At 67.2% G+C, this 22,012-nt stretch carries 36 protein-coding genes; 1 reads left to right on the top strand and 35 read right to left on the bottom strand.

From position 1 onward, the window contains the following. Nucleotides 1-51 precede the first annotated feature (51 nt). From rpsI to IG62_RS0117435, 3 genes are all read right to left on the bottom strand, one after another. Nucleotides 52-561 carry a 30S ribosomal protein S9 gene (gene rpsI / locus IG62_RS0117445; RefSeq protein WP_030803171.1) on the bottom strand — a complete coding sequence of 170 codons (510 nt, stop codon included), beginning with the start codon at nt 559-561 and terminating at the stop codon, nt 52-54. Nucleotides 562-604: 43 nt separating this feature from the next. Further along, nucleotides 605-1,048: a 50S ribosomal protein L13 gene (gene rplM / locus IG62_RS0117440; RefSeq protein ID WP_030803167.1), complete on the bottom strand. Its 444-nt coding sequence runs from the start codon at nt 1,046-1,048 to the stop codon at nt 605-607. A gap of 297 nt (nt 1,049-1,345) precedes the next feature. Continuing rightward, nucleotides 1,346-2,974: an ABC-F family ATP-binding cassette domain-containing protein gene (locus IG62_RS0117435; RefSeq protein WP_030803164.1), complete on the bottom strand. Its 1,629-nt coding sequence runs from the start codon at nt 2,972-2,974 to the stop codon at nt 1,346-1,348. A gap of 56 nt (nt 2,975-3,030) precedes the next feature. Between IG62_RS0117435 and IG62_RS0117430 the strand changes: the two genes are divergently transcribed. After that, the gene (locus IG62_RS0117430; RefSeq protein WP_030803161.1) at nt 3,031-3,903 is read left to right on the top strand and encodes a membrane protein; all 873 of its coding nucleotides are present in this window, start codon (nt 3,031-3,033) and stop codon (nt 3,901-3,903) included. Nucleotides 3,904-3,927: 24 nt separating this feature from the next. Here the strand turns inward: IG62_RS0117430 and truA are convergent, their stop codons facing one another. The 32 genes from truA to rpsJ all read right to left on the bottom strand — a co-directional run bounded on the left by truA (nt 3,928) and on the right by rpsJ (nt 21,742). Continuing rightward, on the bottom strand, nt 3,928-4,785 hold the full coding sequence (gene truA, locus IG62_RS0117425) for a tRNA pseudouridine(38-40) synthase TruA (protein WP_030803157.1): 858 nt from the start codon (nt 4,783-4,785) through the stop codon (nt 3,928-3,930). A gap of 88 nt (nt 4,786-4,873) precedes the next feature. Beyond that, nucleotides 4,874-5,356 carry a 50S ribosomal protein L17 gene (gene rplQ / locus IG62_RS0117420; RefSeq protein WP_030803154.1) on the bottom strand — a complete coding sequence of 161 codons (483 nt, stop codon included), beginning with the start codon at nt 5,354-5,356 and terminating at the stop codon, nt 4,874-4,876. 127 nt (nt 5,357-5,483) lie between these two features. Then, on the bottom strand, nt 5,484-6,506 hold the full coding sequence (locus IG62_RS0117415) for a DNA-directed RNA polymerase subunit alpha (RefSeq protein ID WP_003956430.1): 1,023 nt from the start codon (nt 6,504-6,506) through the stop codon (nt 5,484-5,486). Between the two features lie 133 nt (nt 6,507-6,639). Next, nucleotides 6,640-7,266, bottom strand: coding sequence for a 30S ribosomal protein S4 (rpsD, locus tag IG62_RS0117410; RefSeq protein ID WP_030803151.1), 627 nt, complete (start codon nt 7,264-7,266; stop codon nt 6,640-6,642). 27 nt (nt 7,267-7,293) lie between these two features. Further along, nucleotides 7,294-7,698 (bottom strand): 30S ribosomal protein S11, encoded by a 405-nt coding sequence (gene rpsK, locus IG62_RS0117405; RefSeq protein WP_004571845.1) that lies wholly within the window; start codon nt 7,696-7,698, stop codon nt 7,294-7,296. 64 nt (nt 7,699-7,762) lie between these two features. Further along, nucleotides 7,763-8,143: a 30S ribosomal protein S13 gene (gene rpsM, locus IG62_RS0117400; protein WP_018090888.1), complete on the bottom strand. Its 381-nt coding sequence runs from the start codon at nt 8,141-8,143 to the stop codon at nt 7,763-7,765. 197 nt (nt 8,144-8,340) lie between these two features. Next, a complete protein-coding gene (gene rpmJ, locus IG62_RS0117395; RefSeq protein ID WP_003956441.1) occupies nt 8,341-8,454 on the bottom strand; it encodes a 50S ribosomal protein L36 in 114 nt (37 codons plus the stop codon). Between the two features lie 60 nt (nt 8,455-8,514). Continuing rightward, the gene (gene infA, locus IG62_RS0117390) at nt 8,515-8,736 is read right to left on the bottom strand and encodes a translation initiation factor IF-1 (RefSeq protein ID WP_003956442.1); all 222 of its coding nucleotides are present in this window, start codon (nt 8,734-8,736) and stop codon (nt 8,515-8,517) included. A 171-nt stretch (nt 8,737-8,907) separates the two neighbouring features. After that, complete coding sequence (gene map / locus IG62_RS0117385; protein WP_030803147.1) at nt 8,908-9,744, bottom strand: type I methionyl aminopeptidase; 837 nt, start codon at nt 9,742-9,744, stop codon at nt 8,908-8,910. 101 nt (nt 9,745-9,845) lie between these two features. Continuing rightward, on the bottom strand, nt 9,846-10,499 hold the full coding sequence (locus IG62_RS0117380) for an adenylate kinase (protein WP_030803144.1): 654 nt from the start codon (nt 10,497-10,499) through the stop codon (nt 9,846-9,848). Continuing rightward, nucleotides 10,499-11,812 carry a preprotein translocase subunit SecY gene (gene secY, locus IG62_RS0117375; protein WP_030803141.1) on the bottom strand — a complete coding sequence of 438 codons (1,314 nt, stop codon included), beginning with the start codon at nt 11,810-11,812 and terminating at the stop codon, nt 10,499-10,501. The genes IG62_RS0117380 and secY overlap by 1 nt, the downstream gene beginning before the upstream one ends. A gap of 228 nt (nt 11,813-12,040) precedes the next feature. Then, complete coding sequence (rplO, locus tag IG62_RS0117370) at nt 12,041-12,496, bottom strand: 50S ribosomal protein L15 (protein ID WP_030803138.1); 456 nt, start codon at nt 12,494-12,496, stop codon at nt 12,041-12,043. A gap of 1 nt (nt 12,497) precedes the next feature. Beyond that, complete coding sequence (gene rpmD, locus IG62_RS0117365) at nt 12,498-12,680, bottom strand: 50S ribosomal protein L30 (RefSeq protein ID WP_030413023.1); 183 nt, start codon at nt 12,678-12,680, stop codon at nt 12,498-12,500. Further along, nucleotides 12,680-13,282, bottom strand: a complete 603-nt coding sequence (gene rpsE / locus IG62_RS0117360; protein ID WP_030413022.1) for a 30S ribosomal protein S5 — start codon at nt 13,280-13,282, stop codon at nt 12,680-12,682. The genes rpmD and rpsE overlap by 1 nt, the downstream gene beginning before the upstream one ends. 46 nt (nt 13,283-13,328) lie before the next feature. Further along, nucleotides 13,329-13,712, bottom strand: coding sequence for a 50S ribosomal protein L18 (rplR, locus tag IG62_RS0117355; RefSeq protein ID WP_030413021.1), 384 nt, complete (start codon nt 13,710-13,712; stop codon nt 13,329-13,331). A 3-nt stretch (nt 13,713-13,715) separates the two neighbouring features. Beyond that, on the bottom strand, nt 13,716-14,255 hold the full coding sequence (gene rplF, locus IG62_RS0117350; RefSeq protein WP_030803135.1) for a 50S ribosomal protein L6: 540 nt from the start codon (nt 14,253-14,255) through the stop codon (nt 13,716-13,718). Between the two features lie 22 nt (nt 14,256-14,277). After that, nucleotides 14,278-14,676, bottom strand: a complete 399-nt coding sequence (rpsH, locus tag IG62_RS0117345; RefSeq protein ID WP_030413019.1) for a 30S ribosomal protein S8 — start codon at nt 14,674-14,676, stop codon at nt 14,278-14,280. A 239-nt stretch (nt 14,677-14,915) separates the two neighbouring features. Next, nucleotides 14,916-15,101, bottom strand: coding sequence for a type Z 30S ribosomal protein S14 (locus IG62_RS0117340; protein ID WP_003956452.1), 186 nt, complete (start codon nt 15,099-15,101; stop codon nt 14,916-14,918). Between the two features lie 5 nt (nt 15,102-15,106). Continuing rightward, nucleotides 15,107-15,667, bottom strand: a complete 561-nt coding sequence (gene rplE / locus IG62_RS0117335; protein ID WP_030413018.1) for a 50S ribosomal protein L5 — start codon at nt 15,665-15,667, stop codon at nt 15,107-15,109. Continuing rightward, entirely contained in the window at nt 15,667-15,990 is a 324-nt protein-coding gene (gene rplX / locus IG62_RS0117330; protein ID WP_030413017.1) for a 50S ribosomal protein L24, read from the bottom strand. The genes rplE and rplX overlap by 1 nt, the downstream gene beginning before the upstream one ends. 3 nt (nt 15,991-15,993) lie before the next feature. Further along, nucleotides 15,994-16,362: a 50S ribosomal protein L14 gene (gene rplN / locus IG62_RS0117325; RefSeq protein ID WP_003998823.1), complete on the bottom strand. Its 369-nt coding sequence runs from the start codon at nt 16,360-16,362 to the stop codon at nt 15,994-15,996. A gap of 104 nt (nt 16,363-16,466) precedes the next feature. After that, complete coding sequence (rpsQ, locus tag IG62_RS0117320) at nt 16,467-16,748, bottom strand: 30S ribosomal protein S17 (protein ID WP_006604882.1); 282 nt, start codon at nt 16,746-16,748, stop codon at nt 16,467-16,469. Next, the gene (gene rpmC, locus IG62_RS0117315) at nt 16,748-16,972 is read right to left on the bottom strand and encodes a 50S ribosomal protein L29 (protein ID WP_006604881.1); all 225 of its coding nucleotides are present in this window, start codon (nt 16,970-16,972) and stop codon (nt 16,748-16,750) included. Before rpmC ends, rpsQ begins: the two co-directional genes overlap by 1 nt. After that, nucleotides 16,972-17,391, bottom strand: a complete 420-nt coding sequence (rplP, locus tag IG62_RS0117310) for a 50S ribosomal protein L16 (RefSeq protein ID WP_004571829.1) — start codon at nt 17,389-17,391, stop codon at nt 16,972-16,974. The genes rpmC and rplP overlap by 1 nt, the downstream gene beginning before the upstream one ends. Nucleotides 17,392-17,396: 5 nt before the next feature. Further along, nucleotides 17,397-18,224, bottom strand: coding sequence for a 30S ribosomal protein S3 (rpsC, locus tag IG62_RS0117305; protein ID WP_018090897.1), 828 nt, complete (start codon nt 18,222-18,224; stop codon nt 17,397-17,399). After that, a complete protein-coding gene (gene rplV, locus IG62_RS0117300) occupies nt 18,224-18,571 on the bottom strand; it encodes a 50S ribosomal protein L22 (protein ID WP_009997296.1) in 348 nt (115 codons plus the stop codon). The genes rpsC and rplV overlap by 1 nt, the downstream gene beginning before the upstream one ends. 44 nt (nt 18,572-18,615) lie before the next feature. After that, a complete protein-coding gene (rpsS, locus tag IG62_RS0117295) occupies nt 18,616-18,897 on the bottom strand; it encodes a 30S ribosomal protein S19 (RefSeq protein WP_030016988.1) in 282 nt (93 codons plus the stop codon). 12 nt (nt 18,898-18,909) lie between these two features. Continuing rightward, nucleotides 18,910-19,746 (bottom strand): 50S ribosomal protein L2, encoded by an 837-nt coding sequence (gene rplB, locus IG62_RS0117290; protein WP_006604876.1) that lies wholly within the window; start codon nt 19,744-19,746, stop codon nt 18,910-18,912. 39 nt (nt 19,747-19,785) lie between these two features. Further along, a complete protein-coding gene (gene rplW / locus IG62_RS0117285; protein WP_030413013.1) occupies nt 19,786-20,109 on the bottom strand; it encodes a 50S ribosomal protein L23 in 324 nt (107 codons plus the stop codon). After that, the gene (gene rplD / locus IG62_RS0117280; protein WP_030413012.1) at nt 20,109-20,762 is read right to left on the bottom strand and encodes a 50S ribosomal protein L4; all 654 of its coding nucleotides are present in this window, start codon (nt 20,760-20,762) and stop codon (nt 20,109-20,111) included. Before rplD ends, rplW begins: the two co-directional genes overlap by 1 nt. Before the next feature lie 8 nt (nt 20,763-20,770). Then, nucleotides 20,771-21,415, bottom strand: coding sequence for a 50S ribosomal protein L3 (gene rplC / locus IG62_RS0117275; protein WP_030413011.1), 645 nt, complete (start codon nt 21,413-21,415; stop codon nt 20,771-20,773). 18 nt (nt 21,416-21,433) lie between these two features. Continuing rightward, on the bottom strand, nt 21,434-21,742 hold the full coding sequence (rpsJ, locus tag IG62_RS0117270; protein ID WP_003948644.1) for a 30S ribosomal protein S10: 309 nt from the start codon (nt 21,740-21,742) through the stop codon (nt 21,434-21,436). Between the last annotated feature and the right edge of the window lie 270 nt (nt 21,743-22,012).

Raw genomic sequence — 22,012 nt, 5'->3', positions numbered from 1 at the left:
CGGGAAGTGCCACCGGGGCGTACGCCACGAGCTGCATGCTGCAGCGCGTGATTAGCGCTTGCTGTACTGCGGCGCCTTGCGGGCCTTCTTCAGACCGGCCTTCTTGCGCTCGACCGCACGGTCGTCACGCTTGAGGAACCCGGCCTTCTTCAGCGCGGGGCGGTTGTTCTCGATGTCCGCCTCGTTCAGCGCACGGGCCACGCCCAGGCGCAGCGCACCGGCCTGGCCGGAGATGCCGCCGCCGGAGATGCGGGCGATGACGTCGTAGCGGTTGTCGAGCTCGAGCACCTTGAAGGGCTCGTTGACTTCCTGCTGGTGCACCTTGTTGGGGAAGTAGCCCTCAAGGGTGCGGCCGTTGATCTTCCACTGGCCGGTGCCCGGAACGATCCGGACGCGGGCGATGGCGTTCTTGCGGCGGCCCAGGCCGGCGGCCGGCTGCGGGTCGCCGAAGCGGGACGCGAGGGACTCGGAGGTGTACTCCGACTCCACGACCTCGGTCTCGGTGGTGTACTCCTCGACCTCGACCTCGTCCAGCGGGGTCTCGGGGGTGGTCTCAGCCACGATGCTCCTCAGATTCTCTCTGTGTCTTAGGGGGTGGCCGGACTTACTGCGCGACCTGGGTGATCTCGAACGGCACCGGCTGCTGCGCAGCGTGCGGGTGCTCGGCACCCGCGTAGACCTTCAGCTTCGAGAGCATCTGACGGCCGAGGGTGTTCTTGGGGAGCATGCCCTTGATGGCCTTCTCGACGGCCTTCTCGGGGTTCTTGGAGAGCAGCTCGTCGTAACGGACGGAGCGCAGACCACCCGGGAAGCCGGAGTGACGGTAGGCCATCTTCTGGGTCTTCTTGTTGCCGGACAGGTGCACCTTGTCGGCGTTGATGATGATGACGAAGTCACCGGTGTCAACGTGCGGTGCATACACCGGCTTGTGCTTACCCCGCAGGAGGGACGCGGCCTGGCTGGCCAGACGGCCCAGGACAACGTCCTGCGCGTCAATGATGTGCCACTGGCGCTGGACATCGCCGGGCTTGGGGCTGAACGTACGCACGGTCGTAGCCTTCGCTTCTTCAGTGATGGGACCCCCGGGCCGTGAGGACTCGGGGGTGGGTCCTGTACTGGTCACCACGATCGTTCACGCAGCAGGGCGGCACTACGGGTGACGCAACCCGATCGTCTGCCGCTGGTGATCGGTCCGGTGGACCGGCGTAAGGGCCCCTCACGTGAGATAGAGCAAGCCAATACGCATAACGAACCAGCAGAATACCGGGCCGTCCCCGGCGGGGTCAAAACGCCCCCCGAACCGCCTCCCGCGGCCCCTCCCCGACCCCTCCCCCGGGCCTGCCCGCTACCGCTCCCGTTCCACACGGCGCTCGTCCCACACCGGCTCCGCCGTCTCCCGCACCACCCCGTCCGCCCCGAACACCAGGAACCGGTCGAAGGAGCGCGCGAACCACCGGTCGTGCGTCACCGCCAGCACCGTCCCCTCATACGCCTCCAGGCCCTCCTGCAGCGCCTCCGCCGACTCCAGGTCCAGGTTGTCGGTCGGCTCGTCCAGGAGGAGGGCCGTGCTGCCGGAGAGCTCCAGGAGGAGGATCTGGAAGCGTGCCTGCTGGCCGCCGGAGAGACGGTCGAAGGGCTGCTCGGCCTGCTTCTCCAGTTCGTAGCGGCGCAGCGCGGACATCGCCTGGCCCTTGTCCTTGGCGTGTTCGGTCCAGAGGATGTCGAGGAGGGTGCGGCCCATCAGCTCGGGGTGCGCGTGGGTCTGGGCGAAGTGGCCGGGGACGACACGGGCGCCGAGTTTCCAGGTGCCGGTGTGGGCCACCGGGGCGTCGGTGTCCGTGGCCAGCAGGCGCAGGAAGTGCGACTTGCCGGAGCCGTTGGAGCCCAGCACCGCGACCCGCTCGCCGTAGAAGATCTCCAGCGAGAACGGCTTCATCAGGCCGGTCAGCTCCAGGTTCTCGCAGGTCACCGCCCGGACGCCGGTGCGGCCGCCGCGCAGCCGCATCGTGATGTCCTGCTCCCGCGGTGGCTCCGGCGGCGGCCCGGCCTCCTCGAACTTCCGCAGCCGGGTCTGCGCCGCCGCGTAGCGCGAGGCCATCTCATGGCTCACCGCGGCCGCCTGCCGCAGATTGACCACCAGCTTCTTGAGCTGGGCGTGCTTCTCGTCCCAGCGCCGCCGCAGCTCCTCGAAGCGGGCGAAACGCTCCCGGCGCGCCTCGTGGTAGGTGTCGAAGCCGCCGCCGTGCACCCAGACGTCCGAGCCCGCCGGGCCCGGCTCGACGCTGACGATCTTCTCCGCGGCGCGGGCCAGCAGCTCCCGGTCGTGCGAGACGAACAGCACCGTCTTACGGGTCTGCCGCAGCTGCTCCTCCAGCCAGCGCTTGCCCGGCACGTCCAGATAGTTGTCCGGCTCGTCCAGCAGCAGCACCTCGTCCGTGCCGCGCAGCAGCGACTCCAGCACCAGCCGCTTCTGCTCGCCCCCGCTGAGCGTGCGCGCCTGGCGCCACTGCGCCTTCTCGTACGGGACGCCGAGCGCCGCCGTGGTGCAGATGTCCCAGACCGTCTCGGCCTCGTAGCCCCGGGCCTCGGCCCAGTCGCTGAGCGCCTGCGCGTACGCCATCTGCGCGGCCTCGTCGTCCTCGGTCATGAGCGCCAGCTCCGCGGCGTCCACCGCCGCTGCCGCCTCCCGGATCCGCGGCTGGGCCACCGACACCAGCAGGTCCCGCACCGTCCGGTCGTCCCGCACCGAGCCGACGAACTGCGGCATGACGCCCAGCCCGCCGCTGACCGTCACCGATCCGCCGTGCGGCGCCAGCTCACCGGCGAGCAGCCGCAGCAGCGTCGTCTTGCCCGCGCCGTTGGCCCCCACCAGCGCGACCGTGGCGCCCTCCGCCACCCGGAAGGACACGTCCCCCAGCAGAACCCTCCCGTCCGGCAGGTAGTACTCCAGGTGCCCGGCTTCCAGATGTCCCATGAGCGGGATTGTGACCGGCCTATAAGCGTTCCACCAACCGCATTAGGATGCGCGCCATGAGTTTTGGGCAAGGCGGGCCCTTCGACGGCCCCGGGGGATCTTTCTCGTCCACGCCGGACTGGGACGCGCTCGCGGAGGAAAGCGAGGCGCAGTCCCGCCGCAAGCGGTGGATGTGGATCGGCGGCGGAGCACTGGCGACCGTCGCGGTGGCCGGCATCGTCGCCGCCGCGGTGATGGCCGGCGGCGACTCCCCCGGCGGCAACCCGACGGCCGCGCCCACCTCGTCCGGCCAGGCCACGGCCCCGGACGACAAGCCGTCCTTCCCGGACGTCTCCGTACCGCCGCCGCCGAACCCGCAGGACTACATCTCCGACCCCAAGAAGGACACCGCGCCGCTCACCCCGGCCACGCTCTTCCCGCAGAAGACCATGGTCATCGGCGAGCACAGCTACCCGCGGACCAGCACCGCCTCGACCAAGGACTGCACCGCCGCCGCCCAGGGCGCGCTGGTCTCCTCGCTGTCCCACAACGGCTGCAAGCAGCTGCTGCGCGCCACCTACGCCAAGGGCGGAGTGGCGGTCACCATCGGCATCGCGGTCTTCGACTCGCCGGCCAAGGCCACCAAGGTCATGAACGAGAACCGGACCAACCTCATGCCGCTGCCCGGCGGCGGCGTTCCCTCGGACTTCTGCCAGGGCCACAAGTGCCGGATGGCCACCAACGCCACCGGCCGCTACGCCTACTTCACGATCGCCGGCTACCTCAACGGCAAGGACGTCGTCACCTCGGAGACCAAGGCCCGGCAGATCGCCCGGGACGGCGGCTCCTACGCGTTCACCCAGATCACCCAGCGCGGCAAGGACCAGGCCGCCAAGGCCGCCGAACGCCAGCTGAAGGAAGCCCAGAAGAAGGCCGGCCGGTCGTCCTGACCGGCCGGCTCCCCGGCGGGCGGCTCAGCAGCAGCCGCCCGCCGGCAGCGCCCGCTTGTTCCGGGCCTCCTTGTTACGGGCCGCCAGCAGCTCGTCCGCCGGATACCCGACCTCTTCGAGCGTCAGCCCGTGCGGGCGGACCACGTGCACGGCCGAGTCGCGTATGCCGGCCGCGAGCACCTTCCCGGGCCAGTCGGCCGGCCGGTGCCCGTCCCCCACGAACAGCAGCGCCCCGATCAGCGAGCGCACCATGTTGTGGCAGAAGGCGTCGGCCCGCACCGTGGCGGTGATGATCCCGTCGTCGCCCCGCACCAGGCTCAGCTCCTGGAGCATGCGGATGGTCGTCGCGCCCTCGCGCTTCTTGCAGTACGCCGCGAAGTCGTGCTCCCCGAGCAGCCGCCGGGCCGCCTCGTTCATGGCGTCCACGTCGAGCGGCCAGTCGTGCCACAGGACGTGCCCGCGCAGCAGCGGGTCGACCCCGCCGGGGTTGTCGGTGACGCGGTAGGCGTAACGCCGCCAGATCGCCGAGAAGCGCGCGTTGAAGCCCTCGGGGGCCTCGCTGAGGCGCCAGACCCGCACGTCCTTGGGAAGCCGCCCGGCGAGCCGCTTCAGCAGCTTCTCCCGGTGCTCCGCCCACAGCTCCCCGGGCAGGTCCACGTGCGCCACCTGGCCCCGCGCGTGCACCCCGGCGTCCGTCCGCCCGGCCACCGTCAGCTCGTACGTCGTCTCCCCCGACCGCGTCACGGTGCGCAGGGCGTCCTCGATCTCGGCCTGCACGGTGCGCCGGCCGCCGGCCTGCTTGGCCCAGCCGTGGAAGGCGGAGCCGTCGTACGACAGGTCCAGGCGGATCCGGACGTGTCCGGGCCGTACTTCGTCACTCACGGGGAGATCCTCTCAGGGCAGATCCCTTGGGAAAGACGCGAAAGCGGGCCCGCCCTCTCGGACGGACCCGCTTCACGCGAGGTCAACCTCAGGCGTCCTTGGACTCCTCGGCGGGCGCCTCGGCCGGAGCCTCGGTCGCCGCAGCCTCATCGGCTTCCTTCACCGCGCGCTTGGTCGCGGCCTCGGCCTCGGCGACGGTCGCCTTCTTGGCGATCTCGCCCTCGACCAGCTCGATGACGGCCATCGGGGCGTTGTCGCCACGACGGTTGCCGATCTTGGTGATACGGGTGTAGCCACCCGGACGCTCCGCGAACCGCGGCGCGATCTCCGTGAAGAGCGTGTGCACGACGCTCTTGTCCGAGATCAGCTGCATGACCTGACGGCGGTTGTGAAGGTCGCCCTTCTTCGCCTTGGTCACCAGACGCTCCGCGTACGGACGCAGACGACGGGCCTTGGCCTCGGTCGTCGTGATGCGGCCGTGCTCGAAGAGCGCGGTGGCCAGGTTGCGCAGCATGAGACGCTCGTGCGCCGCGCTGCCGCCCAGACGGGCACCCTTGGCGGGCTTCGGCATGGTGTTTCTCCTTCATTGCTGCACCGGCCGTATCAGGTACCGGTGTCAGTTCCCACGAGGCGGCCGCCCCGCGGAAGATGCACACGGCAGGGGCCCGGGAAGGCTCCCGGACCCCTGCCGGTCGAACTCAGTACTGCTCGGTCTCCACGAACCCGGCGTCCGCGTCGTCGTCGGCGCCGAAGGCGTCCGCCGCGGCGGTCGGGTCGAATCCGGGCGGGCTGTCCTTGAGGGCCAGGCCCATGCCGGCCAGCTTCGCCTTGACCTCGTCGATGGACTTCGCACCGAAGTTGCGGATGTCCAGCAGGTCCGCCTCAGAGCGGGCGACGAGCTCACCCACGGAGTGGATGCCCTCGCGCTTGAGGCAGTTGTAGGAGCGGACGGTGAGCTCCAGCTCCTCGATCGGCAGCGCCAGGTCGGCGGCCAGGGCGGCGTCCGTGGGGGACGGGCCCATGTCGATGCCCTCGGCGTCGATGTTCAGCTCGCGGGCGAGACCGAACAGCTCGACCAGGGTCTTACCGGCGGAGGCCATGGCGTCACGCGGACGCATCGCCTGCTTGGTCTCGACGTCGACGATCAGCTTGTCGAAGTCGGTGCGCTGCTCGACACGGGTCGCCTCGACCTTGTACGTGACCTTCAGCACGGGGCTGTAGATGGAGTCGACCGGGATACGGCCGATCTCCTGGCCCACCTGCTTGTTCTGCACGGCGGAGACGTAGCCGCGACCGCGCTCGACGGTCAGCTCCATCTCCAGCTTGCCCTTGCCGTTGAGCGTGGCGAGGACCAGGTCGGGGTTGTGCACCTCGACACCGGCCGGCGGCGCGATGTCCGCGGCGGTCACGAGGCCCGGGCCCTGCTTGCGCAGGTACATCACGACCGGCTCGTCGTGCTCCGAGGAGACGACCAGCTGCTTGATGTTGAGGATGAGGTCGGTGACGTCCTCCTTGACGCCCGGCACGGTGGTGAACTCGTGCAGAACGCCGTCGATGCGGATGGACGTGACCGCCGCACCCGGGATCGAGGAGAGGAGCGTACGACGCAGGGAGTTGCCGAGGGTGTAGCCGAAGCCCGGCTCCAGCGGCTCGATCACGAACCGGGAACGGTATTCGTCCACGACCTCTTCGGTCAGGGAGGGACGCTGAGCGATCAGCATGTTTTTCGGTCCTTCAGTCGTGGGCGCCCGCTATTTGACGCCCGCTGTACTGACAAGGGTACGGGCGGTACGACGCCGAAGCTCCGTACCGCCCACACCCACCGGCCCCCGACGTGACGGGGACCGACGAGCCTTACTTCGAGTAAAGCTCGACGATCAGCTGCTCCTGCACCTGGGTGTCGATCACCTGGCGCTCGGGCAGGCTGTGCACGAGGATCCGCAGCTGCGAGGGGATCGCCTCCAGCCACGCCGGAACGGTCTTCTCGCCGGCCTCGGCCTTGGCCACCTCGAAGGGGGTCAGGTTCCGAGAGCCCTCGCGGACCTCGACGATGTCGTTCACTGCCACACGAGCCGACGGGATGTCGGTCTTGCGGCCGTTCACGGTGATGTGTCCGTGACGGACCAGCTGACGGGCGTGGTCACGGGACTTGGCGAAGCCGGCCCGGTAGACCACGTTGTCGAGGCGGGTCTCAAGGATGCGCAGAAGGTTCTCACCGGTCTTGCCGGACTTCTGGTTCGCTTCCTTGTAGTAGTTCACGAACTGCTTCTCAAGGACACCGTAGATGCGGCTGCACTTCTGCTTCTCACGAAGCTGGAGCAGGTACTCGCTGTCCTTGGTGCGCCCGCGACCGTGCTCACCCGGGGGGTAAGGACGGATCTCGATCGGGCACTTCGCGCTCTCGCACTTGCTCCCCTTGAGGAAGAGCTTCTGCTTCTCCCGACGGCAACGCTTGCAGTCGGCCCCGGTGTAACGCGCCATTGTCTAGTTGTCTCCTACTTCAGATGGTCAGACGCGGCGGCGCTTGGGCGGGCGGCATCCGTTGTGCGGGGTGGGGGTGACGTCCTGGATCGAACCCACCTCAAGGCCGGTGGCCTGGAGGGAGCGGATCGCGGTCTCACGGCCGGAGCCGGGACCCTTGACGAAGACGTCGACCTTGCGCATGCCGTGCTCCTGCGCGCGGCGGGCGGCCGACTCGGCGGCCATCTGCGCGGCGAAGGGGGTGGACTTGCGCGAGCCCTTGAAGCCGACGTGGCCGGCAGAGGCCCAAGAGATCACGTTCCCGGTCGGGTCGGTGATCGAAACGATCGTGTTGTTGAACGTGCTCTTGATGTGAGCGTGCCCGTGGGCGACGTTCTTCTTCTCCTTGCGGCGCACCTTCTTGGCGCCGGCCGTACGGCCCTTCGGAGGCATGAATTTCTCCCGTGGAGGTGGTCGGTCCTACAGCGAAGACCGCTGGTGAGCGTCCTGCTGAGGACTACTTCTTGCCCGGCTTCTTCTTGCCGGCGATCGCGCGACGCGGACCCTTGCGGGTACGGGCGTTCGTGCTGGTGCGCTGACCGTGCACCGGCAGACCGCGACGGTGACGCAGACCCTGGTAGCAGCCGATCTCGACCTTGCGGCGGATGTCGGCCTGGATCTCGCGACGGAGGTCACCCTCGGTCTTGAGGTTGTTGTCGACGTACTCGCGGATCTTGACGAGGTCTTCCTCGGCCAGGTCGCGGACCCGGGTGTTCGGGTTCACGCCGGTGGCGGCGAGGGTCTGCTGCGAGAGCGTCCGCCCGATACCGAAGACGTAGGTGAGGGCGACCTCCACACGCTTTTCGCGCGGGAGATCAACGCCTGCGAGGCGTGCCATTGATGTGGCTCCTGATGGCTATTCGGAGGTCTTCCGCAGCACCGTTCCCGTAAGACTCTGCAGAATTACGAGCCGGGTCCCCGGCCTCCGAGCCGGGGGTGTCGTCCCCACGCCGCTGGTGCGGGGGGTCGGGTGACTGCGTATGACGTGTGGTGCTTGCGTCGCGCGAACTGCGAAATGCAGGTGGTCGGCGTGCGTCAGCCCTGGCGCTGCTTGTGGCGCAGGTTGTCGCAGATGACCATGACCCGGCCGTGGCGGCGGATCACCTTGCACTTGTCGCAGATCTTCTTGACGCTCGGCTTGACCTTCATGGGATGTGAGGTTCTCCGGGTCAGTGCCGTCACCCCACGGGAGCGGGGTGCCGACAAGATCTACTTGTAGCGGTAGACGATCCGCCCACGCGTCAGGTCGTAGGGAGAGAGCTCCACCACGACCCGGTCATCCGGAAGGATACGGATGTAGTGCATCCGCATCTTGCCGCTGATGTGCGCGAGGACCTTGTGACCGTTCTGAAGCTCCACCTTGAACATCGCGTTCGGGAGGGACTCGATCACGGTGCCCTCGATCTCGATGGCACCTTGCTTCTTGGCCACGCTTCGCCCTTCGAATCGGCTACCTTATGGCGGCTGTCATTCACAGGTGAAACACCTGTGACGCGTCCGGACCCTTTAACAGGCATACGGATGCACGAGAGCCGACGCGTCAGTCTACGTCAGGGTCCGGGAAAAGACGAATCCAGGATTATTGCCCATGCCGGGTGATCCTTACGCCAGCGGGTCCGGCGCGGCGGTGATCCCGAGCTCCGCGAGCCGGGCCTTGCCGCCGTCGGGCGCGGTCAGCACCAGCGGGCCCTGCTCGGTCAGCGCGACCGAGTGCTCCCAGTGCGAGGACCAGCTGCCGTCGTTCGACTTCACGGTCCAGTCGTCCTCGAGGACGTGGGTCTTCGGGGTGCCGAGGTTCACCATCGGCTCGATCGCGATGCAGAAACCGGGCACCAGCTTGGGGCCGCGGCCGCGCTTGCGGTCGACGTAGTTCAGCAGGTGCGGGTCCATGTGCATCTGCGAGCCGATGCCGTGGCCGCCGTAGTCCTCGACGATGCCGTACTTGCCACTGGCCGGGCGGGGCTGGCGGCGGATGTAGCCCTCGATCGCCTTGGAGATGTCGACCAGCCGGTTGCCCTTGGCGACCGCGGCGATACCCGCCCACATCGAGCCCTCGGTGACCCGGCTGAGCTCGATCAGCTCCGCGGAATGACCGGAGCCGACGAACGCGGTGTACGCGGCGTCGCCGTGCCAGCCATCCACGATCGCGCCGCAGTCGATGGAGATGATGTCGCCGTCCGCGAGCACGGTGTCGGTGTCCGGGATGCCGTGGACCACGACATCGTTCACCGAGGTGCAGATCGTCGCGGGGAAGCCGCCGTAGCCGAGGAAGTTCGACTTCGCGCCGTGCTCGGCGAGCACCTTGCGCGCCGCGTCGTCCAGGTCCTTGGTCGTGGCGCCCGGCACCGCGACCTCCCGGGTCGCGGCGTGGATGGCGGCGACCACCAGCCCCGCCTCGCGCATCTTCGCGATCTGCTCGGGGGTCTTGATCTCCACCATCGCGGCTTACGCCCTTCCGTCCGTGCTGTCTGACGTTGTACCCGACCAACAGTACGGCCGCGGTGCCCGTGCTGGACACCGCGGCCGTACGGAGCTGTCGGCTACTCGCCGCCCTGGAGCGCGGCCATCGCGCGCTCCGTGACCTCTTCGACCTTCCCGAGTGCCGGGATGGTCACGACCAGGTCCTGGGCCTTGTAGTAGTCGATGATCGGCTCGGTCTGCGTGTGGTAGACCTCCAGCCGCTTGCGGACGGTCTCCTCGCTGTCGTCGTCGCGCTGGTACAGCTCGCCGCCGCAGACGTCACAGACGCCTTGCTGCTTCGGCGCGCTGTAGGACACGTGGAAGACGTGGCTGGAGTCGTTGCGGCAGATGCGGCGGCCGGCGATGCGCTTGACCACCTCTTCCTCGGGGACCTCCAGGTCCAGGACCGCGTCGAGCGTGACGCCGTCCTCCTTGAGGGCCTCGTCGAGCGCCTCCGCCTGCGAGACGTTGCGGGGGAAGCCGTCCAGCAGGAAGCCGCCGGCGGCGTCCGGCTGGTTCATCCGGTCGCGGGCCATGCCGATGGTGACCTCGTCGGGAACGAGTTCACCGGCGTCCATGAACGCCTTGGCCTGCTTGCCGAGGTCGGTGCCCTGGCTGATGTTGGCCCGGAACAGGTCCCCCGTGGAGATGTGCGGGATCACGAGGTTCTTGGCAAGGTACGCAGCCTGCGTACCCTTGCCGGCCCCCGGGGGCCCGACGAGGACGATTCGCATCAGCGGAGGAACCCTTCGTAGTTGCGCTGCTGAAGCTGGCTCTCAATCTGCTTCACGGTCTCCAGGCCCACACCCACGATGATGAGGATGCTCGTCCCGCCGAACGGGAAGTTCTGGTTCGCGTTGAACAGCACCAACGCCACTGTTGGTACGAGCGCGATCAGCCCCAGGTACAGCGAGCCCGGCCACGTGATCCGGTTGAGCACGTAGCTGAGGTACTCGGCCGTCGGGCGACCAGCCCGGATACCCGGGATGAAGCCACCATACTTCTTCATGTTGTCGGCAACTTCTTCGGGGTTGAAGCTGATGGCGACGTAGAAGAAGGCGAAGAAGACGATCAGCAGGAAGTACGTAACGATGTAAACCGGGTGATTTCCCTTGGTGAAGTTGGTGGCGATCCAGGTCGCCCATGCCGCCTTCGACCCGCTGAACTGTGCAACCAGGGCTGGAATGTAGAGCAGCGACGACGCGAAGATGACGGGAATCACACCCGCCTGATTCACCTTGAGCGGGATGTACGTGGACGTACCGCCATAGGACCGGCGGCCGATCATCCGCTTCGCGTACTGCACCGGGATGCGCCGCTGGGCCTGCTCGACGAAGACCACCAGCGCGACCATCGCCAGACCCACCGCGATCACCGAGAAGAACTCGATCCAGCCGTCCGCGAGCTTGCCGGTGAGCTTGATCTGCCACAGGGCGCCCGGGAAACCGGCGGCGATCGAGATGAACATCAGGATGGACATGCCGTTGCCGATGCCGCGGTCGGTGACGAGCTCACCGAGCCACATGATCAGGCAGGTGCCGGCGGTCATGCAGATGACCATCGTGATGGTGGTGAAGATCGAGTCGCTGGGCACGATCTCGCTGGCGACCGGGCAGCTCTGGAAGAGCGCGCCGCTGCGGGCGGTGGCCACCAGGCCGGTGCCCTGCAGGATCGCGAGCGCCACGGTCAGATACCGGGTGTACTGGGTGATCTTCCCCTGGCCCGACTGCCCCTCTTTCTTGAGGGCCTCCAGCCGGGGGATGACCACGGTGAGCAGCTGGAGGATGATGCTTGCCGTGATGTACGGCATGATCCCCAGCGCGAAGATCGTGATCTGCAGCAGCGCACCACCGCTGAACATGTTCACCAGGGCGAACAACCCGCTGTTGCCGCCGGCCTGCTTCATGCAGGTCTCGACGTTCGCGTAGTTCACCCCAGGGACCGGGACGTGCGCTCCGATCCGGTAGAGCACGATGATGCCCAACGTGAACAGCAGCTTCTTGCGCAGGTCGGGCGTCTTGAACGCTCGGGCGAACGCGGTGAGCACGGTGCCTCCTGCGCCCCCCGCCCCACGGGCGAGAGGTAACGGTCTTGAGGATCGACGAATACGTAACAGCCGGAAACCGCACGGGCACGGCCCACGCGGCGGGGGCCCGGGGCATTGGCCCCGGAAAACAACAGTGCATGCCACCTTACCGGCGACCGTACCCCCGTGGAACGACCAACCGGGGATGCCCCAATCGATGGGCATCCCCGGTCAGTTGAACCAGCGAACTCAGATGAGCTCGGTGACGGTGCCGCCGGCGGCGGCGATCTTCTCCTTGGCGGAGCCGGAGACGGCGTCAACCGAAACCTGCAGCGCCACGGAGACCTCGCCCTGGCCCAGGACCTTGACGAGCTCGTTCTTGCGCACCGCGCCCTTGGCGACCAGGTCGGCCACCGTGACCTCGCCACCCTGCGGGTACAGCGCGGCCAGCTTGTCCAGGTTCACGACCTGGAACTGCTTGTGGGCGGGGTTCTTGAAGCCCTTCAGCTTCGGGAGGCGCATGTGGAGGGGCATCTGCCCACCCTCGAAGCGCTCCGGAACCTGGTAGCGGGCCTTGGTGCCCTTGGTACCACGACCGGCGGTCTTACCCTTGGACGCCTCACCACGACCGACACGGGTCTTGGCGGTCTTGGCGCCCGGGGCGGGCCGGAGGTTGTGGACCTTCAGCGGGTTCTGCTCCGCCATGTCAGTCGACCTCCTTGACCGACACGAGGTGGCGGACGGTGTGCACCATGCCGCGGAACTCGGGGCGGTCCTCCTTGACAACCACGTCACCCAGCCGCTTCAGGCCGAGCGAACGCAGCGTGTCGCGGTGGTTCTGCTTGCTGCCGATGTAGGACTTGGTCTGCGTGATCTCCAGGCGAGCCATTACGCGCTCACCCCTGCACGCGCCCGCAGCAGAGCGGCGGGAGCCACGTCCTCCAGCGGCAGGCCACGACGTGCCGCGATCTCCTCGGGGCGCTGCAGGCCCTGAAGCGCGGTCACCGTGGCGTGCACGATGTTGATCGGGTTCGACGAACCGAGCGACTTGCTCAGCACGTCGTGGATGCCCGCGCACTCCAGAACGGCGCGCACCGGGCCACCGGCGATCACACCGGTACCGGGGGAAGCCGGCTTGAGCAGGACGACGCCCGCAGCCTTCTCGCCCTGGATGGGGTGCGGGATGGTGCCCTGGATACGGGGGACCTTGAAGAAGTTCTTCTTGGCCTCTTCCACGCCCTTGGCGATGGCAGCCGGAACTTCCTTGGCCTTGCCGTAACCGACACCCACGGTGCCGTCACCGTCGCCCACCACGACCAGCGCGGTAAAGCTGAAGCGACGACCACCCTTGACAACCTTGGCGACGCGGTTGATCGCGACTACGCGCTCAACGTACGCGGTCTTCTCGGCGGCAGCGCCACCGTCGCGACCCTTCCGGTCCCGCCGCTCGCCGCCACCGGCACCGCTTCCGCGGCGCTGGGGTCCAGCCATTGGATTTACCTCTCTCTGTTACGTCCGCTAGCTCCGGAACCGGGGCTTAGAACTTCAGCCCGGCTTCGCGGGCGGCGTCGGCCAGAGCGGCAATCCGCCCGGCGTACTGCTTGCCACCGCGGTCGAACACGACGGCCTCGACACCGGCGGCCTTGGCACGCTCGGCAACCAGGGCGCCGACCTTCTGGGCCTGGGCGCTCTTGTCGCCCTCGCCACCACGGATGGACGCGTCCAGGGTCGACGCCGAGGCCAGGGTGTGGCCCTGGATGTCGTCGATGACCTGAGCGGTGATGCCGCGGTTGGACCGCGTCACGACCAGACGCGGACGCTCCGGGGTACCCGAAATCCGCTTACGGATGCGGATGTGGCGACGCTTCGCAGCGGCGCGCTTGTACGCGTTGCCCTTAGCGATCTTCACACCGTATGCCATGGCTTACTTACCAGCCTTTCCGACCTTGCGGCGGATGACCTCGCCGGCGTACTTGACGCCCTTGGCCTTGTACGGGTCAGGCTTGCGCAGCTTGCGGATGTTCGCCGCCACCTCGCCGACCTTCTGCTTGTCGATGCCCTCGACGCTGAGCTTGGTCGGGGACTCGACCTTGAACGAGATGCCCTCGGGGGCCTCGATCAGGATCGGGTGGCTGTAGCCCAGGGAGAACTCCAGGTTGGAGCCCTTCGCCTGGACGCGGTAACCGACACCGCTGATCTCGAGCGCCTTGCTGTATCCCTGGGTCACGCCGGTGATCATGTTCGCCACCAGCGTGCGGGACAGGCCGTGCAGGGCCTTGTTCTGACGCTCGTCGTTCGGGCGGGTGACGCTGATGACGCCGTCCTCACCCTTGGCGACCTCGATGGGAGCCGCGACGGTGTGCGAAAGGGAACCCTTGGGGCCCTTCACGTTGACCGTGCGGCCCTCGATGGTGACGTCCACGCCAGCGGGAACCTGGATGGGCAGCTTGCCAATACGCGACATTAGCTCTTCCTCCGTTCCCGGGTTACCAGACGTAGGCGAGGACTTCCCCACCCACGCCCTTCTTCTGCGCCTGCTGGCCGGTGAGGAGACCGTGCGACGTGGAGATGATCGCCACGCCCAGGCCGCCGAGCACCTTCGGCAGGTTGGTGGACTTTGCGTAGACCCGCAGGCCCGGCTTCGAGATCCGCTTGATGCCGGCGATCGAGCGCTCGCGGTTCGGGCCGAACTTCAGCTCGAGGACGAGGTTCTTGCCGACCTCGGCGTCCTCGACGCGCCAGCCGGTGATGTAACCCTCCTGCTGGAGGATCTCCGCGATGTGCGACTTGATCTTGCTGTGCGGCATCACGACGGTGTCGTGGTACGCCGAGTTCGCGTTCCGCAGACGGGTCAGCATGTCTGCGATGGGGTCAGTCATGGTCATGAATTGGCCTTCGGCCTCTCTCGCCGGGGTTTCCTATGTGCGCCATCCCTCTCCCCGATCAAGGTCGGGACGGGTGCGGCGCGGGGACCTACGGCGTAGTAAGCGACGTTATGCGGGCACGGCCCGCGGTCGGTCTCGGGCGGCGGGACACCCAAACCCCTCCACCCTACGGGAAAAGGGGGCAGGTGCCCGCCGACCGACTGCTTACCGAGAGTCTCCGGGGAATCCCAACTGGGGGATTACCAGGAGCTCTTGGTCACGCCCGGCAGCTCGCCACGGTGAGCCATCTCACGAAGGCACACGCGGCACAGGCCGAACTTGCGGTACACGGAGTGCGGACGGCCGCAGCGCTGGCAGCGGGTGTACGCGCGCACACCGAACTTCGGCTTGCGAGCAGCCTTGGCAATCAGAGCCTTCTTCGCCATCTCGCTCACGCCTCCTTGAACGGGAAGCCGAGGTGACGAAGGAGAGCGCGGCCCTCATCGTCGTTGGTCGCCGTGGTGACCACGGTGATGTCCATACCCCGGGTACGGTCGATCTTGTCCTGGTCGATCTCGTGGAACATGACCTGCTCCGTGAGACCGAAGGTGTAGTTGCCCCGACCGTCGAACTGCTTCGGGGACAGACCACGGAAGTCGCGGATGCGCGGGAGCGCGAGCGACAGCAGACGGTCCAGGAACTCCCACATGCGGTCACCGCGGAGGGTGACGTGGGCACCGATCGGCTGGCCCTCACGCAGCTTGAACTGCGCGATGGACTTACGGGCCTTGGTGACGGCCGGCTTCTGGCCGGTGATCGTGGTGAGGTCGCGGATGGCGCCCTCGATCAGCTTGGAGTCGCGGGCGGCGTCGCCCACACCCATGTTGACCACGATCTTGGTCAGACCGGGGATCTGCATGACGTTCTCGAACGAGAACTCGTCCTTCAGCTTCCCGGCGATCTCTTCGCGGTAGCGCGTCTTGAGACGCGGCGCGTTGGTGGTGGCAGTCATCAGATGTCCTCACCGGTCCGCTTGGCAACGCGGATCTTGTTGCCCTCGTCGTCGAAGCGGTATCCGACGCGGGTGACAACCTTCTGGCCGTCCTTCTCCACCACGAGCTGAACGTTGCTCACGTGGATCGGGGCCTCGGTCGTCACGATGCCGCCGGTCTTCGAACCACGAGCGGTCTGGCCGGCCTTGGTGTGCTTCTTGACCCGGTTGACACCCTCGACCAGGACACGGTCCTCGCGGGGGAAGGCCTGGATGACCTTGCCCTGCTTGCCCTTGTCCTTACCGGTGATGACCTGGACCAGGTCGCCCTTCTTGATCTTCATCGGTTACAGCACCTCCGGCGCGAGCGAGATGATCTTCATGAACTTCTTCTCGCGCAGTTCCCGGCCCACGGGGCCGAAGATGCGGGTGCCGCGGGGGTCGCCATCGTTCTTGAGGATGACGGCCGCGTTCTCGTCGAAGCGGATGTACGAGCCGTCCGGACGGCGGCGCTCCTTGACGGTGCGAACGATGACGGCCTTGACGACGTCACCCTTCTTCACGTTGCCACCGGGGATCGCATCCTTGACGGTGGCGACGATGACGTCACCGATGCCCGCGTAGCGGCGACCGGAACCACCGAGAACACGGATGCAAAGGATCTCCTTCGCACCAGTGTTGTCGGCGACACGCAGTCGCGACTCCTGCTGGATCACGTCTATCTCCTGAATGTCTGCCGGTTCCCGGCGAGAAGCGCGAGTGGATCGCGCTTCTCGCCGAGCCTGGCGGAACTGTTCCTAGGGGGTCCCCCTAGGAGGGATTACTTGGCCTTCTCGAGGATCTCGACGATGCGCCAGCGCTTGGTGGCGGACAGCGGCCGGGTCTCCATCAGGAGGACGCGGTCGCCGACACCGGCAGCGTTCTGCTCGTCGTGCGCCTTGAGCTTGTTGGTACGGCGGATGACCTTGCCGTACAGCGCGTGCTTGACGCGGTCCTCGACGGCGACGACGACGGTCTTGTCCATCTTGTCGCTGACGACGAGACCCTCACGGGTCTTGCGGAAACCGCGCTCGTTCGTCTCAGTCACATTCTTCTCGCTCATCAGGCGCTCTCCACCGTCTCGATGCCCAGCTCACGCTCACGCATCAGGGTGTAGATCCGGGCGATGTCCTTGCGGACGGCCTTCAGCCGGCCGTGGTTCTCGAGCTGTCCGGTCGCCGCCTGGAAGCGGAGGTTGAACAGCTCCTCCTTGGCCTCACGAAGCTTGCCGACGAGGTCCTCGTCATTCAGCTCGCGCAGCTCGGTCGCCTTGGTACCGGCCGCCATCACGACTCACCTGCCTCGCGCCGCACGATGCGGCACTTCATCGGAAGCTTGTGGGCGGCGCGGGTCAGCGCCTCCTTGGCAACCTTTTCGTTCGGGAAGGACAGCTCGAACATCACCCGACCGGGCTTGACGTTCGCGACCCACCACTCCGGAGAACCCTTACCGGAACCCATGCGGGTCTCGGCCGGCTTCTTCGTCAGCGGACGGTCGGGGTAGATGTTGATCCACACCTTGCCGCCACGCTTGATGTGACGGGTCATGGCAATACGAGCGGACTCGATCTGCCGGTTCGTCACGTAGGCCGGGGTGACGGCCTGGATTCCGTACTCACCGAAGGCCAGCTCGGTGCCACCCTTGGCCATGCCGTTGCGCTTCGGGTGGTGCTGCTTGCGGTGCTTGACCCTGCGAGGGATCAGCATGTCGGTCAGGCCTCCGTTCCGGGGGTCTCCGCCGGAGCAGCGGCAGCGGCCTCGGCCTTGGGGGCCTCGGCAGCGGCGGTCTGCTGCTGCGGCTTGCGGCCACCGCGGCCGCCACGCTCGCCACCGCGGCGCGGGCGGTCGTTGCCGCCACCGCGGGCCGGGCGGTTACCCGCACGGGCGGCAGCGTTCTCGGCACGCACCTCGGCGATGTTCTTGACGTCGCCCTTGTAGATCCAGACCTTCACGCCGATGCGGCCGAAGGTGGTCTTGGCCTCGAAGAAGCCGTAGTCGACGTTCGCGCGGAGCGTGTGCAGGGGCACACGGCCCTCGCGGTAGAACTCCGAGCGGGACATCTCGGCGCCGCCGAGACGACCGCCGCACTGGATCTTGATGCCCTTGGCGCCGGCCTTCATCGTCGACTGCATGCTCTTACGCATGGCGCGACGGAAGGAGACGCGGGAGGACAGCTGCTCGGCGACGGCCTGGGCGACCAGCTGAGCATCGGTCTCGGGGTTCTTGACCTCGAGGATGTTCAGCTGGACCTGCTTGCCGGTCAGCTTCTCGAGCTCACCGCGGATGCGGTCGGCCTCGGCGCCGCGGCGGCCGATGACGATGCCCGGGCGAGCGGTGTGGATGTCAACGCGGACGCGCTCACGGGTGCGCTCGATCTCCACCTTCGAGATACCGGCGCGCTCCATGCCCTTCGTCATCATGCGACGAATGGCGACGTCTTCCTTGACGTAGTCCTTGTACAGCTTGTCGGCGTACCAGCGGGACTTGAAGTCCGTCGTCACGCCGAGGCGGAACCCGTGCGGGTTTACCTTCTGGCCCATTACCGGGTTCCTTCCTTGCTGCTGACGACCACGGTGATGTGGCTGGTCCGCTTGCGGATCCGGTAGGCACGGCCCTGGGCACGCGGACGGAACCGCTTCAGGGTCGGGCCCTCGTCGACGTACGCCTCGCTGATGACCAGCGTAGAGGCGTCCGTGTGGTCGTAGTTGTGCGCGGCGTTGGCAATGGCGCTGTCCAGCACCTTGCCCACCGGCACGCTCGCGGCCTGCGGGGCGAAACGCAGGACCGCCTGAGCCTCCGTGGCATCCATGCCACGGATAAGGTCCACCACGCGGCGGGCCTTCATGGGCGTGACGCGGATGTACCGCGCCTGGGCCCTGGCTTCCATGGTTGTCCCTTCGGTGTCAGTCATAGTCTTCGCACTCCGGTCGATCAGCGACGACGCGACTTGCGGTCGTCCTTCTCGTGGCCGCGGAAGGTGCGGGTCGGCGCAAACTCGCCGAGCTTGTGGCCGACCATCGACTCGGTGACGAACACCGGGACGTGCTTGCGGCCGTCGTGCACCGCGATCGTGTGGCCGAGCATGGCCGGGACGATCATGGAGCGGCGGGACCAGGTCTTGATGACGTTCTTGGTGCCGGCTTCGTTCTGCGTGTCCACCTTCTTGGAGAGGTGGTCGTCGACGAAGGGCCCCTTCTTGAGACTGCGCGGCATCTAAACCCGCTCCTAGCGCTTCTTGTTCGTCTTGCGGCGGCGGACGATGTACTTGTTGCTGGCCTTCTTCGGCGAGCGAGTACGACCCTCCTTCTGGCCCCAGGGCGAGACCGGGTGGCGACCACCGGAGGTCTTGCCCTCACCACCACCGTGCGGGTGGTCGACCGGGTTCATCACGACACCACGCACGGTCGGGCGGACGCCCTTCCAGCGCATACGGCCGGCCTTGCCCCAGTTGATGTTCGACTGCTCGGCGTTGCCGACCTCGCCGACGGTGGCGCGGCAGCGCACGTCGACCAGGCGGATCTCACCGGACGGCATACGAAGGTGGGCCATCGCGCCCTCCTTCGCCAGCAGCTGCACGGAGGCACCGGCCGAGCGGGCGAACTTCGCACCGCCGCCCGGACGCAGCTCGATCGCGTGGATCGTCGTACCCACGGGGATGTGGCGCAGCGGCAGGTTGTTGCCCGGCTTGATGTCGGCGCCAGGGCCGTTCTCAATCCGAGCACCCTGGGCCAGGCCACGGGGCGCGATGATGTAGCGCTTCTCGCCGTCTGCGTAGTGCAGCAGCGCGATGCGCGCGGTGCGGTTCGGGTCGTACTCGATGTGCGCGACCTTGGCCGGCACGCCGTCCTTGTCGTGACGACGGAAGTCGATCACGCGGTAGGCGCGCTTGTGGCCACCGCCCTGGTGGCGAACGGTCACACGACCGGCGTTGTTACGGCCGCCCTTGCTGTGCAGCGGGCGGACCAGCGACTTCTCCGGCGTGGACCGCGTGATCTCGACAAAGTCGGCGACGCTGGAGCCACGACGGCCCGGGGTCGTCGGCTTGTACTTGCGGATACCCATTTCTCAGTCCTCGTCCGATTCCGGACGACTCGGACTCCGTTAGGAGACCGGGCCGCCGAAGATGTCGATACGGTCGCCCTCGGCGAGGGTCACGATGGCGCGCTTGGTGTTCGCGCGCTTGCCGTAACCGGTGCGGGTGCGCTTGCGCTTGCCCTGCCGGTTGATCGTGTTGACCCCGGTGACCTTGACCGAGAAGACCGCCTCGACGGCCTGCTTGATCTGGGTCTTGTTTGCACGCGGGTCGACGACGAACGTGTACTTGTTCTCGTCCAGCAGCGCGTAGCTCTTCTCGGAAACCACCGGCTTGACAAGAATGTCACGCGGGTCCGTGAAGGTCTTGCTGGTGACGACGGCCTCAGTCATCAGGCGTCGCTCCCTTCGGTCTCAGCGTTGGCCTTGGGGCCGGACACGAAGGACTCGAAGGCGGCCTTGGTGAAGACCACGTCGTCGGAGACGAGCACGTCGTACGTGTTCAGCTGGCCCGGCTCCAGGATGTGAACCTGGGGCAGGTTGCGGGCGGACAGCCACGCGGCCTCGTCGCTGCGCTCGGCGACCAGGAGCACGTTCTTGCGCTCGCTGACCTTGCCGAGGAGAGCCTTGGCGGCCTTGGTGGAGATGTCGCCCTCGACCACGCCGGAAACGACGTGGATGCGGCTGTTGCGGGCCCGGTCGGTGAGGGCACCGCGCAGGGCGGCGGCCTTCATCTTCTTCGGGGTCCGCTGGCTGTAGTCACGCGGCACGGGGCCGTGGACGATGCCACCGCCGGCGAACTGCGGCGCACGGGTCGAACCCTGGCGCGCGCGGCCGGTGCCCTTCTGGCGGTACGGCTTCTTGCCACCGCCGCGGACCTCGCCACGGGTCTTGGTCTTGTGCGTGCCCTGACGGGCCGCGGCCAGCTGTGCAACAACGACCTGGTGGATCAGCGGAATGCTGACCTTGGCGTCGAAGATCTCCGCAGGGAGCTCGACGGACCCGGCCTTGTCGCCAGCAGGCGAAAGGATGTCAATGGTGCTCATCGGTTACCTCAGGCCCCCTTGGCCGCGGTACGGACCAGGACGAGGCCGCCGTTCGGACCAGGAACTGCGCCCTTGATGAGCAGCAGACCCTTCTCCGCGTCAACGGCGTGGACGGTCAGGTTCTGGGTGGTGACCCGCTCATTGCCCATACGGCCGGCCATCCGCATGCCCTTGAACACGCGGCCCGGGGTGGCGCAGCCACCGATGGAGCCCGGCTTGCGGTGCACGCGGTGGGCACCGTGCGAGGCCTTGCCGCCGCCGAAGCCGTGACGCTTCATGACACCGGCGAAGCCCTTGCCCTTGCTCTTGCCGGTCACGTCCACCTTGACGCCGGACTCGAAGGTCTCAGCGGTCAGCTCCTGGCCGAGGGTGTACTCACCGGCGTCGGGAGTACGGACCTCGACGAGGTGACGGCGGGGGGTGACGTCGGCCTTCGCGAAGTGGCCCTTGAGGGGCTTGTTCACCTTGCGCGGGTCGATCTCGCCGAAGGCGATCTGGACGGAGTCGTAGCCGTCCTGGTCATTGGTGCGCACCTGGGTAACGACACAGGGCCCGGCCTTGACGACGGTGACCGGAACAACACGGTTGTTCTCGTCCCACACCTGCGTCATACCGAGCTTCTCGCCCAGGATGCCCTTGATCTGCTTAGCCATCTCTCAGATCACCGGCCCTCAGAGCTTGATCTCGATGTCGACACCGGCCGGGAGGTCGAGTCGCATCAGGGAGTCAACGGTCTTCGGCGTCGGGTCGAGGATGTCGATCAGGCGCTTGTGCGTGCGCATCTCGAAGTGCTCGCGCGAGTCCTTGTACTTGTGCGGCGACTTGATGACGCAGTACACGTTCTTTTCAGTGGGCAGCGGCACCGGGCCCGCGACCGACGCACCAGTGCGGGTCACCGTCTCGACGATCTTCTTCGCCGAGGAGTCGATGACCTCGTGGTCGTAGGCCTTGAGCCGGATGCGGATCTTCTGTCCCGCCATGGCTACTTCGTAGTCCTGTCTCTCGTAACGCTCTGGGACCCGGGAGGTTCGCGTCCTTCTCCGACCCACGCGGTCGGGCGTGTCGCACCCCTTCTCGTAAATCTCCGCACGGAAGATCCCTCAAGAAGGAGGAGGCGGGGGAAGGACACCCACCGGGCGCCTGGCCGAGGCACCCCGCTGACGCTTCCCGGAAGATTCCCGTACTTCCGCCCCTGAAAAGGGACGACGAATACCTGGGACTCGCTTCCGGTCCTCCCGGCGGGAGGCGCG

Origin of the sequence: Streptomyces sp. NRRL S-337, from assembly GCF_000720175.1 — a bacterium.
GTDB lineage: Bacteria > Actinomycetota > Actinomycetes > Streptomycetales > Streptomycetaceae > Streptomyces > Streptomyces siderophoricus.
Note: the sequence above shows the minus strand (reverse complement) of the source record. Positions and strands in the feature narration are given on the sequence as shown.